At 71.6% G+C, this 11,921-nt stretch carries 10 protein-coding genes; 9 read left to right on the forward strand and 1 reads right to left on the reverse strand.

What is annotated here, in order from left to right; genetic code table 11:
- The first annotated feature begins 220 nt into the window (after positions 1-220).
- From WMF20_RS29220 to WMF20_RS29245, 6 genes are all read left to right on the forward strand, one after another.
- On the forward strand, positions 221-1,066 hold the full coding sequence (locus tag WMF20_RS29220; RefSeq protein ID WP_129577514.1) for a DUF6445 family protein: 846 nt from the start codon (positions 221-223) through the stop codon (positions 1,064-1,066).
- A gap of 87 nt (positions 1,067-1,153) precedes the next feature.
- Entirely contained in the window at positions 1,154-1,303 is a 150-nt protein-coding gene (locus WMF20_RS29225; protein ID WP_165374269.1) for a hypothetical protein, read from the forward strand.
- A gap of 201 nt (positions 1,304-1,504) precedes the next feature.
- On the forward strand, positions 1,505-2,050 hold the full coding sequence (locus WMF20_RS29230; protein WP_437605201.1) for a 2OG-Fe(II) oxygenase: 546 nt from the start codon (positions 1,505-1,507) through the stop codon (positions 2,048-2,050).
- A 21-nt stretch (positions 2,051-2,071) separates the two neighbouring features.
- Entirely contained in the window at positions 2,072-3,082 is a 1,011-nt protein-coding gene (locus tag WMF20_RS29235) for a radical SAM protein (protein ID WP_129577516.1), read from the forward strand.
- 4 nt (positions 3,083-3,086) lie between these two features.
- Positions 3,087-4,415, forward strand: a complete 1,329-nt coding sequence (locus WMF20_RS29240; protein ID WP_437605202.1) for an MATE family efflux transporter — start codon at positions 3,087-3,089, stop codon at positions 4,413-4,415.
- 89 nt (positions 4,416-4,504) lie between these two features.
- Positions 4,505-5,722 (forward strand): hypothetical protein, encoded by a 1,218-nt coding sequence (locus WMF20_RS29245; protein ID WP_437605203.1) that lies wholly within the window; start codon positions 4,505-4,507, stop codon positions 5,720-5,722.
- A 38-nt stretch (positions 5,723-5,760) separates the two neighbouring features.
- Here WMF20_RS29245 and WMF20_RS29250 read toward each other — a convergent pair whose 3' ends face one another.
- On the reverse strand, positions 5,761-6,843 hold the full coding sequence (locus WMF20_RS29250; protein WP_437605204.1) for an ABC transporter substrate-binding protein: 1,083 nt from the start codon (positions 6,841-6,843) through the stop codon (positions 5,761-5,763).
- Positions 6,844-7,321: 478 nt separating this feature from the next.
- On the opposite strand from WMF20_RS29250, the gene WMF20_RS29255 reads away from it, so the two are divergent.
- From WMF20_RS29255 to WMF20_RS29265, 3 genes are all read left to right on the forward strand, one after another.
- Positions 7,322-8,122 (forward strand): phosphotransferase enzyme family protein, encoded by an 801-nt coding sequence (locus WMF20_RS29255; protein ID WP_437605205.1) that lies wholly within the window; start codon positions 7,322-7,324, stop codon positions 8,120-8,122.
- A 282-nt stretch (positions 8,123-8,404) separates the two neighbouring features.
- Positions 8,405-9,535 carry a hybrid sensor histidine kinase/response regulator gene (locus WMF20_RS29260; RefSeq protein WP_437605206.1) on the forward strand — a complete coding sequence of 377 codons (1,131 nt, stop codon included), beginning with the start codon at positions 8,405-8,407 and terminating at the stop codon, positions 9,533-9,535.
- Positions 9,525-11,906: a PAS domain-containing hybrid sensor histidine kinase/response regulator gene (locus tag WMF20_RS29265; RefSeq protein ID WP_437605207.1), complete on the forward strand. Its 2,382-nt coding sequence runs from the start codon at positions 9,525-9,527 to the stop codon at positions 11,904-11,906. Before WMF20_RS29260 ends, WMF20_RS29265 begins: the two co-directional genes overlap by 11 nt.
- Positions 11,907-11,921 lie beyond the last annotated feature (15 nt).

Consider the following 11,921-nt stretch of genomic DNA (forward strand, 5'->3'; position numbering starts at 1 on the left):
TCCGACGCCCCATCTCCTTGCGCGTCTCGGGTTGCCTTCCCACGCAACGGCTTGCTGGGGGCGCGTCGAATTCCACGGCGCCACGGAGTGGCATGCCGTTTGTAAAAACCCTCTCCTAGAGCTCGACACGACTCCGCACACCGGCGGCGAATCGCCGCAGCCAACGCCGCCGGCGCGCCGCCGGGCGCTCTCGCGGGGACTGCGCGCCAGAGGAAATGCCATGAGCGTCGAGAACACGAATGCCCATTTCACCGTCGGGCAAGCGGACGCGCACGCCGATGGGGCACCGGCGCCGCGCACGAAGACGGCCGTCGACGAGTTTCCCGCCCGCGCCTGGGGCGTGCAGATCGCCGAGCCCGAGGTGTACTCGGCCGCCCCGCTCTGGCGGGGAATTTGGTCCCGCGGTCGGGCGCGCTCGCCTCACATCCTCATCATTGATGATTTCTTCGCCGATCCCTGGGAGCAACGGCGCATCGCCCTCGCACGCGAGTACGAGCCGGAGAAGCGCGCGGACGCGAACTACGGCGGCCGTGACGCCATCGAGACCGAGCCCCTCAAGGACACGCACCTCACCGCGGCCCACGGGATCGCCTCGATCCTGGGCTCGAAGATCAAGTTCTTCCCGTTTTACCGCATCAACACCGCCGGCACGCACGACCTCGGCCGCGCGAACATCCACTTCGACGACTACGACGGTGGCATCGTCTACCTGAATCCGCCGGGGCAATGCGAGGCCCGGGCGGGGACGCACTTCTGGCGACACAAGCGGTGCGGCTGGGAGTCGTGCCTCGACATGCGCCTCGCGCTGCGCGGGTACACGGGCGCCCAGCTCTCGGATTTCTTCTGGAACGAGCTGAAGGGCGGGCGGGACCCGAGCGATTGGGAGCCGACGCTCACGGTGCCCATGAAATGGAATCGCCTCGTGCTCTTCCGCGGGGACTTGTTCCACTCCACCGGTCAGTCGTTCGGCAGCACGAAGAAGGACGCGCGCCTGATTCAGGTCATCCAGTTCGAGATCATGGGCGAGCACGCGAGCCCTCCGCGCCGCGCCGTCGCCCCCAAATGACGGGGTACCCGGGGACCCCGACACTCCGGGGCCGCATGTCGCGCGCCGCCGGCGATGATTCGCCCGGATCGAATCGAGAGAACGAACATGGAAATTCAACACCAGCTCAGCACCGAGACCGAGGACGTCAACGAGGCCGCCGTCGCGGTGGGCGTCGAGCACCTCTCCGAGGAGGAGTACGCCCAGGCCGTCGCCGAGATGTTCCCGAAGATCGGCGGCGGCCGCCCCACGACCTGATCGCGCAGGCGTCGCCGCGACGGGGCTTCGGCCCCGTCGCGGCCGGCGGCGAGGCGTGGGCCCCGTCCGCGCTCTTCGCCCGCCAGCCCGGCGCGGACCACGGAGCGAGTCATGCAAGCTGTCCCCCTATCGGCGGAGCGCGCGATTTATCGACGCCCATCGTTCTTGGACGCGGCGACCTGCGCTGGGTTGTGCGCGGAGATGCGCAGGGCCAGCGGGGCCCCCGGCGCAGTCCTCAATCCACGGTACGGCGCGAGCGGTCCGAGAGAGATCGTCGACGTCGCCGCGCGGAAGACGTCCGAGGTCGAGGTGTCTCCGGAGAGCCGAGCGCTCGTGCGAAGGCTGTTCGAGCGCGCCATCGGCGGCATCGCTCGCCACACCGGCATTCGCGACCTCGCGCTCCGCTACGAGCACAAGTTCCTCGTCTACAGGCCCGGCGACTATTTCGTATTTCATCGCGACCGGGACGACGCCCCGGACGACCCGCCGTACGTCCGGGAGCGAAGGGTGAGCCTCGTGCTCTATCTGAACGACGCCGCCGAGGAGCCGTCGCCCACCACGTTCGGCGGTGGCGCGATCCGGTTCCTGGCACACGACCTCGATCCCGAGGCAGCGAGCGACCGGCGGCGCGTTCTCTCGCTCTCGCCCACGGCGGGCCTCCTCGTCGCGTTCGATCCCCGCGTCATGCACGAGGTTCGCCTCATCACGCACGGTGAGCGGTGCACCGTCGTCAACTGGTTGTATTAACCGCACGGAGCGTGTTTTCCCATGATGAACCCCGAAGAACCCGCGGTCGCGATCCCGCCGCCGACGTCCGTCGACTGGGAGCTCACGTACGCTTGCCAGCTGCGGTGCTCTCATTGTTATACAGAGTCCGGCCGCGTGCCGTCGCGCAAGCTGCCGCGGGAGAAGCTCGTTCGCATCGCGGAGGTGCTCGGGGGCATGGGCCTCGCCTCCGTGTACCTCGTGGGCGGCGAGCCTCTGCTCGTGCCGGAGGTGTTCGAGCTCGGCGATATCCTGAGGGCCTCCGGGACGCACGTCGTCCTCTACACGAACGGCGTCGGCATTTCTCGCGCGCTCGCGGCCCGCATCGCCGCCACGTTCCCGAGGGTGCACGTGAGCCTCGACGGCATGAGCGCCGCCGTGCACGACGCGATCCGCGGGCGCCAGGGCGCCTTCGCGGACGCCGAGCGCACGCTGGCCCACTTCGACGAGCTCGCGGCGCCGCCGACGGTGAACGGCTTCGGCTTCGGCGTCGACGTCGTTGTCGTTCGCCGGAACTACGAGCAGATCGAGACGTTCTGCCGCGAGCTGCCGCGCCGATATCCTCACATCCGGTCTTTGCTCCTCGGAGCGGCGATCCCCCTCGGCCTCGCGGGGAGCGAAGTCTACGTCGAGAAGGAGCTCCTCACCGAGGAGCAGCTCGCGGAGCTCGACGACGCGGGCGTCCAGCGGCGCTTGCGGTCGCTCGTGCCGAGCTCGGTGAGGTTCGAGGTGTGCAGCAACAAGCGCTGGCGCAGGCCGGAGCTCATGGGATCCGTCGATGTCGAGGCCGACGGGAGCGTCCGCCCGTGGTACCTGGGAACGGCCCTCGGCGATATGCTCGTGGACGAGCCGTGGGATCTGTTTCGCCGCGCCCTGGGGCGCGCCACGGACCCGTTCGTTCGCGAACGGATGAGCGGCGTGGAGACGACGGCCGACTGGGCCCGCGCGCTCCGTGAGATCCGCGCTCATTTCGCGCCCGCCCAGCCGCTCCGCGCGCGGCCGGCGCGGCGCTGACGTGGTGGCCCAGCGCTCCATCACCGCGCGGCTCTTGGCGCTCGCGTGGCCCATCGCGCTCTCGAGCGCATCGGGCGGCATGATGACGCTCGTCGACACGGTGCTCGTCGGCCATCTGGGCGGCGGAGCGCTCGGCGGCGTGGGGCTGGCCGGCATGACCGCGATGGGCCTCCTCGGCTTCGCCTCGGGGCTGCTCCTCGGGGGCAAGGTCCTCGTGGCCCATGCCGAAGGCCGCTCCGACGGCGCGAGCATCGTGAGCCTCCGCGCCGCGGCCACGGTCGTCGCGCTCGTGCTCGGCGCCTTGGTCGCGCTCTGCGGGGAGGCGGTGGCGCTGGTGATACCGCACGCCGCCGCGTCGCCCGCCGTCGGCGCCGAGGCCCAGCGCTACCTGGCCCTGCGCATGCTCGGCGCGCCTGCGTTCCTCCTCTTCGTCGCCCTGCGGCACGTGGTGGAAGGACGGGGCGACAGCCGGTCCCCCATGATCGCGAGCGTCGCGGCGAACGCCGTGAACGCGGCGCTCGCGTGGTACTTGGTTCGCGGCGCCGGTCTCGGCGTGGGCGGCTCGGCCCTCGCGTGCGCCGTCGCGCAGTTCGCCGAGCTCGCGGTCCTGTGGCGGCTCGCGCCGAGCCGCGGCGGCGCTGGAAGGGCGGATCCGGGCATCGTCTGGCGCCTCCTCCGGATGGGCCTTCCCATGGCGATTCAATCGAGCTTGGAGATGGGCGCGTACCTCGCGCAGATGTTCGTCCTTGCCTCGCTCGACAAGGCCGAGATGAGCGCGCAGGTGATCGCGTGCGAGATCGTCCATATCGCGATGATCCCGTCGATGGCCGTCGCGGAGGCGGCATGCGTCCTCGTGGGCCAGGCGCACGGAGGCAGGCGCGCGGAGGAGGCCGTGCGGCTCGCGCGGGCCGCCGCCGCCGCGGCGCTCGTCTACGCGGCGGCCTGCGCCGGCCCGCTGGCGCTCGCCGGCGGCAGCATCGCGGCTGTGTTCTCGCGCGAAGGTGCGGTCCTCGCCGCTGCGGCCCGCGCCCTCCCCGTGGCGGCGCTGCTCTTGGTGCTGGACACCGCGAGCGCCGTGGGACGCGCCGTGCTCCGCGGCCGGGGCGACGTGGGCTACGCGGCGCGCGTGGGCGTGCTGTGCTCCTGGGTCTTCACGCCGCCTCTCACCTGGCTGTTCGCCGTTCGCTGCGGCCTCGGCGCGACGGGAGCGTGGATGGCCTTCTGTGCCGAGGTCACGCTCGGCGCAATCCTCGTTTGGAGACGCTTCTTCGGCCTGCACGCCCCGAGCGCATGCGCGGGCGGCGCGGCCCATTCCCTGGGCGAGTCAACATGAACGCGAGAGACGACGGAACGGCGAGCGCATCGCTCGCTGCATGGCGATTGAACGGCTCGTTGCGCCTGAGCGTCACGTGCGGTGTCCGCTTGGCGAACCGCCCCTACGCGCGCTTCCGCATCGACGTCCCGAAGGACCTCGCCCTCGTGCGGTGGCTGCTCGGCGCCCTCGCGCAGGGCTCGAGCGGCGCGGGCGAGCTCGACGGGGACGCGTCGCTCGCGGTGCTCTCGGCCGCCGCCGAGAAGGGCCTCGTCGTCACGAACGAGACGGACCCTGGCGAAGCGGCGCCCTTCGCGTGCGACCTGGACGACCCGACGCTGCTCGACCTCGTGCCGGAGGCATCGCGCGCGGGCAGCGCCGGCGACGGCGCCGACCTCGTGCTGAATCCGGCGTGCGTCGTGCAGGCGGAGGACACGCTCCCGCCCGCGCTGGTCGGCCGTGTTCGCGTGGACCCCTCGCTCCGCGCGCGCACGCTCTCGGACGACCCCGTCCGCAACCACGTGCGCACCCCGCTGGCCGGCCTGCCCCAGGGGCTCGGGCCGCTTCGCGACGGCGCGCGCGTGTGGGTGCAGCACCCCGTCATGGGTCTCTGGCAGCCGTTCGAGGCGTCGACGCCGCTCGCGCACAGGCTCCGCCGCATCGCCGATGGCGAGCTCGCCCCCGCGTGCCTCCCGGCGGCGGTGCGGGCGCGGCTCGTTCTCGCCCACGTCCTGGGCCCGCCCGCCTCGTTCGACGGCGCCGCCCGAGAGGCTCGGCTCGCCGCCATGCGCGCGAGCCTCGCGAAGGACGGAGTCGTCGTGCTGCGCAGTCTCGTGAGCCCGCTCCTGCTCGCGGCCCTGCGCAAGCACTACCGCGGCCTCGAGCGTGCCGGTTACCTCGAGACGGACAGGGCACAGGTGAAGGACGGGCGCGACGGGATCTACTGCGAGTTCGCGGGCCTCCTCCTGCAAGACCAGCTCGCCCGGCTCATCAACCGCATCGTCCCCACGCCGGTGAAGCCCTCGTACTGTTGGTTCTTCAAATATCGCCCTTCGGCCGTTCTCTGGCGCCACACCGATCGCGCCCAGAACCGTTGGAACGTGTCGTTCGCCGTGGATGCCCATCCGCACATGGACGAGAGCTCCGCGTGGCCCCTCTTCATGCAAGTGGGCGACGAGGCGCACGCGATCCGCCTCGGCGCCGGAGACGCCGTGCTCTACAGCGGCACGGAGACCCCCCACTGGCGCAATCCCCTGCCGGCGGGCCAGACGGCGAGCATGTGCCTCCTTCATTATGTCGACGAGCACTTCACGGGCAGCCTGGGCTGATCGCGATCCGGGCGCCGTGACGGCGCGGTCGGCGGCGCCTACGGCAGCCCGAGCGCTTCCTTCATCACGCTGTCGTCCACCAGCGGGGCGAGCTCGGCGCGGGTGCGCGGGGCGCGGCCCGTCTGCGCGGCGACCCAGGGCTCCTCTTCCTCGAGCACGTCGAGGATGTCGGGCACCAGCGTGCCCAGGAACTGCTCGTCTTCCCAGACATTCTCGAGCACGGATGGCTCGATGCCGATCGCCTCCGAGATCCTCGGCCAGACGGCCTCCGGGTCCGTGCGATAGAGCTCTTGCGCCCTCGCGAGCGCTCGCACGAACTCGACGATACCGCGCCGCTTCTCGGGGTCCGCCAGCTTCTCGGCGGTGCTGTGGAGGTTCACGATCTCGCGGTAGAGGGAGCGATCCTGAAACACGATGGCGTCGCTGCCGAGCACTTCCTTCGCGAGCTCGCTGGAGGGCTCCCAGAGCGCGACGGCGTCCACCTGACCCCGCTCCATCAGGGACGGCAGCGTGTTCGCCCCGCGAGGCGCGGAGATGCAGATACCTCCGGGAACCATCGTGTAATCGTCCGCCGTGAGGCCCACGGTGCCCAGGTACTTGGTGACGAAGTAGGCCGCGGACGTGTTCGGGATGGTCCCGATCCGCTTCCCGCGGAGATCCGCGAGCGAGCTGATCCCCGCCGCGCGGTTCGCGACGATCCGATAGAACGTCTCCGTCGCCGTGAAGATGATACGCAGGTTCGGATGAGCCACGGATTGCCTCAGCGTCTGCGTCTCCGCGTTGGTGCCGAGGTCGACGCTGGGGTCGTTGAGCAGGCTCACGATGCCGCCGGAGTCGACGGCCGCCTCCCCCGGATAGAAGTCCTGCGAGGCTATCAGCACGGGGGTGAACTCGATGGACGCCGTGTCGCTCGTGATCTTGAGCGAAGGGAAGGACGCCGCTCCCCCTTGACCGCCCGCGCCCGCGCCGCCGCCCGCCCCGGCGTCCCCTCCCGCGCTCGCGCTCGCCTCGCCACCGCCGCCGCTGCTCGCGCCGGCAGCGCCGGAGCCGCCCGCGCCGCCGGAGCCTCCCCCAGCGCCTCCGGAGCCGCCCGAAGGCCCTCCACCCCCGCCGCCGGCCATGACGCTCCCGGACGAGCTGGAGCCCGTCGCGTCGGCATTTTCGCTGGGAGCCGGGTTACCGCCGCAAGCGACGATTCCAAGCGCAGAGAAAAAAAGACGAGATGCAAGAGAGTTCTCATGCATCATGCCTAAAGGGGGGGCGCTGAGTGGGTCAAGAAGACATCGTGTGTCTGGCGGCATGATCGCGGCGTGCCTGGCATGCAGAGAAAAGGCATTCCTCATCGAGAATTCAATCGAGCTCAGCAGGTTGCAGACATCCCCCAATCAGACGCTTCTCCATGTCGGCAGAAAATCATCCCTGCCCCTGCGCTTCGGGGGCGGCGTCGGATCGCGCGGCTCGGCCCTGTCCGCAGGCTCGAGCCGGCGAGGCACGCGCGCCTCGAGCGGATGAGGCCGCCATGCCGCGAATCGCGTGCTCTCGGCGCCAGGAATGCGCTACGAAGCCGCGCGGACACGCGTGGAGCCCGGAGGTCGGAGCATGGTCGAGGAGACGGTATTCCAGGGCGGGGTCAACACCGTGCGCCGGCGCGGGGACCGGGTCCACCGGCCCGCGACGGCGGCGGCGCCGGCCATCCACCGGCTGCTGCGGCACCTGCGCGCGGCGGGGTTCGACGCGGCGCCGGAGCCGTTCGGCTATGACGACGAGGGAAACGAGGTGCTGTCGTACCTCGAGGGCGACGTGCACACCGCGCTCCCGGCCGAGCTGCGCACGCCCGAGCTCCTCACGTCCGCCGCCGCCTTGCTGCGCCGGTTCCACGACGCGAGCGCGACGTTCGCGCCGGCGCCGGACGACCGATGGCAGCTGCCGGCCCGATCCCCGGCCGAGGTGGTCTGTCACGGCGACCTGGCGCCCTACAACTGCGTCGTCCGCGCCGGCCGGGTGGTCGGCTTCATCGATTTCGACAACGCTCACCCGGGGCCGCGCGTGTGGGATGTGGCCTATGCCATCTACCGGTTCGCGCCGCTGCACGCGCCGACCAACCCGGACAGCGCCGGCAGCCCGGAGGAGCAGGCGCGGCGGGTCGCCGCGTTTTGCCGCGCTTACGGCGTCGCGCCCGAGGCGGAGCTGCTCGACACGGTGGTCGACCGGCTGGCGGCCCTCCTCGCCACCATGCGCCAGCGGGCCGAGGCCGGCGAAGCCGCATCTCAGGCGCACATCGCGGCCGGCCACCCCGCGCTGTACGAAGAGGACATCCGCTACCTGCGGGCGCAGCGCGAGCGGCTGCTGCGGGGCTTCGCCGGCCTGCACGGCGCGCGGCGCACCGGCGCCGACCGGTGACCGACGCGAGGCGACACCTCGCCAGAGCGACGAACGGGTTGAAACGCCTGAAAGCGCAGGCACTCGAAACGCCAGCCGCCAAGAACGCCAAGAAGAGATCCCCTCACCGTGAGGAGGGGGCAAGTACGATGACTCCAGAGCGTCACGGCGGGAATCGCGACCGACCGACCGACCGACCGACCGACCGACCGACCGACCGACCGACCGACCGACAGCATCGCTCCGAACGCTATGGTAGGACCGTTGCCCCTCGTGTAACCTCGCGCCCGGAGCCGGGGGCGGATGGAGCAGCCAGAGCCGAGATCCAGGGTGCTCGTCGTCGATGACAACGAGCAGAACCGCGCCCTGGCCCAGGCCACGCTCGAGGACGACGGCTACGAGGTCGTGCTCGCCGTCACGGGCGAGGAGGGGATCCAGCAGTTCGAGCGCCACAGGCCGGATTGCGTGCTGCTCGACGTGCGGATGCCGGGCATGGACGGCTTCGCCGTGTGCGCCCGGATCCGCGCCCTCCCCGGGGGCGAGAGCACGCCGATCGTGTTCCTGACGGCGCTCCGCGACGTCGACACGTTCGACAGCGCGCTGCGCGCCGGCGGCGACGACTTCCTGACCAAGCCCGTCCGCACCTCGGAGCTCCTCGCGCGCGTGCAGGCCGCGCTGCGGCTGCGCCGGCTCGGCGCGGAGCTGCGCGAGCACGTCGAGCTCGTCCGGCAGCAGCGGGACGCGCTCATGCGCCTCCAGCTCCAGAAAGAGCAGCTCACGGCCTTCGTCGTGCACGATCTGAAGAACCCCGTGAGCAGCATGGACCTGCACGCGCAGTTCCTGCTCCGGGACCGCGCGCTCCCGGAGCCGGCGCGCGACTCCGCGCGGCAGATCCGCGATCAGGCGCGCTCCCTGCTGCGGCTCATCTACAACCTGCTCGACATCAGCAAGAGCGAGGAAGGGCGGCTCGCCCCCGAGCGCGCGCGCGTCGATCTCCGCGCGCTCGTCCACGAGGCGTTCGCCGCGCTCGACCTGCGCGCGAGCTCCGGGTCGGTCGCGCTGCGCGAGGCCGTCGAGGCGCCCGCCGTCCAGGCCGACCCGGACCTGCTCCGCCGCACGCTCGAGAACCTCCTCGAGAACGCCATCCTGCACGCCCCGGCCGGCTCCGCGGTGACCGTGAGCGCCGCGAAGGACGGCGACGCGGTGGAGATCCGCGTGGCGGACGCGGGGCCGGGCGTCCCCGCCGAGATGCGCGCGCGGGTGTTCGATCGCTTCGTCCAGCTCGGCGGCGGCGACGAGGCCCTCCACCGCGCCGGCCGCGGTCTCGGGCTCGCCTTCTGCAAGATGGCCGTCGAGGCGCACGGCGGGACCATCCGGATCGAGGACAACGCGCCCGGCGCCATCTTCTGCGTGAGGCTCCCCGATGACCCGTGAACTCTCCTCCAGCGAGCGCCCGTCTCCGCCCGAGCAGGCGCCCCACGGGCCCGGCGCCCCAGAGCTCGACGACGGCACGTTCCGCCTGCTCATCGACGCGGCGCCCGACGCCATGGTGGTCGTCGACGAGCAGGGGCGGATCGTGTTCGTCAACGTCCAGACCGAGCGGATGTTCGGCCATGCGCGCGGCGAGCTCGTCGGGCGCCCGATCGAGATCCTCCTCCCGGAGCGATTCCGGGGGGCGCACGTGGGGAACCGCGCGGCGTTCACCGCCTCGCCCAGGGCGCGCCCGATGGGGTCGGGGCTGGAGCTGTTCGGGCGCCGGAGGGACGGCAGCGAGTTCCCGGTCGAGATCAGCCTCAGCCCGCTGACGACCGAGCGGGGCACGCTCGTCTCGAGCGCCATCCGCGACATCAGCGACCGCAAGCGGGTCGATCTCGCGATGCGGCGGCTGGCCGCGATCGTGGACTCCACCGAGGACGCCGTCATCGGCGAGGCGCTCGACGGGCGCGTCGTCAGCTGGAACCGGGGCGCGCAGGCGATCTTCGGCTACACCGTCGAGGAGATGATCGACCGGCCCCTCACCGTGCTCGCCCCGCCGGGGCGGGAGGACGAGGTGCTGCGGACGCTCGAGCGGCTCAAGCGGGGCGAGCACATCGAGCACTTCGAGACGGTGCGCCGGCGCAAGGACGGCAGGGACATCGACGTCTCGATCACCGCCTCTCCGATCCACGACGCCCAGGGCAAGCTCGTCGGCACCTCGAAGGTGGCCCGCGACATCAGCGAGCGGAAGCGCCTCGAGGCCGAGGCGAAGCGCACGAGCGACCTCCTCAGGAGCGCGGTGGAGAGCATCCAGGGCGCGTTCGCCGTGTTCGACGCGCAGGATCGGCTCGCGCTCTGCAACAGCGCGTACCGGCACTGGCTCGGCGCGCGGGTGAGCGGCCCGATCGTCGGTCGCAGCTACGGTGAGCTCATCGACGAGGGCATCGCCGCGGGGCTGTTCGCCCTCGGCGGCGAGCCGCCGGCCGCCTTCCGCGCGCGGCTCCTCGCCTACCACGCGGAGCCGAGCGGCACGCTGGATCTCTGCACGAGCGACGGGCGCAGCCTGCGCGCGACCGACCGCCGGACGGCCGAGGGCGGGACCGTGTGCACCCTCTGGGACATGACCGGCGACGTGCAGCGCGCGGAGGAGCTCCGCAAGGCGCGGGCCCTCGCCGAGGCGGCCAGCTCCGCGAAGAGCGAGTTCCTCGCCTCGATGAGCCACGAGCTCCGCACGCCGCTCAACGCGATCCTCGGCTTCGCGCAGCTCCTCCACCGCGACCGGAAGACGCCGCTCACCGATCGCCAGAAGGAGCGGATCGAGCACGTCCTGAAGGGCGGCGAGCACCTGCTCAAGCTGATCGACGACATCCTGGACCTCTCGCGCATCGAGGCCGGCCGCGTCACGGTGTCGATGGAGCCGGTGAACGTCGCCGAGGTGCTGGAGGAGGTGAAGACGACGCTCGACCCGATGGCCCAGCGCGCCGGCATCGAGATCGCCCTCGCGCCCTTGCCGGCGGAGCTCCCGAAGATCACCGCGGATCGCACCCGCTTCGCGCAGATCCTCATGAACTACGGCTCGAACGCGATCAAGTACGGCCGGCGGGGGGGCCGCGCCACGATCGCGGTGTCGATGCCGGAGGACGGCGTCGTGCGGATCTGCGTGGTGGACAACGGCATCGGCATCCCTCGCGAGCAGCACGCGAAGATCTTCCAGCCCTTCCAGCGCGCCGGCCAGGAGACGGGGCCGATCGAGGGGACCGGGATCGGCCTCGCCATCACCAAGCGGCTCGCGGAGCTCATGTGCGGCGGCGTCGGCTTCAGCAGCGAGCCGGGCGAAGGGTCCGAGTTCTGGATCGAGCTGCCGGCGCACGAGGAGGCGCCGCTGGTCGCCGCCGCGGCGCAGGCGGACGCGCGCCTGGAGGCGTCGCCGCTCGCCGGGCCCGGCGGCGTCCGCCATTCGGTCCTCTACGTCGAGGACAACCCGTCGAACATCGCGTTCATGGAGGAGCTGATCTCCGAGTTCGAGCGCGTCCACCTGATCACCGCGCCGAACGCCGAGATCGGCATCGAGCTCGCGCGGTCGCGGCGGCCCGAGGTCGTCATCATGGACATCAACCTCCCCGGGATGAGCGGCTACGAGGCCGCGCGCAAGCTCGTCGAGTGGCCGGAGACGCGCGACATCCCCGTGATCGCGCTCAGCGCGGCGGCGATGCCCCGGGACACCCGCCGCGCCGAGCAGGCCGGGTTCTACCGCTACCTGACCAAGCCGGTGAGGGTCGACGAGCTGACGGCCGTCCTCGAGGAGCTCCTCGTCCCCGAGGCGCGCTGACGGCGGCCGGCGAGC

The organism is Sorangium sp. So ce834 (assembly GCF_051521425.1).
Classification (GTDB): domain Bacteria; phylum Myxococcota_A; class Polyangia; order Polyangiales; family Polyangiaceae; genus Sorangium; species Sorangium cellulosum_D.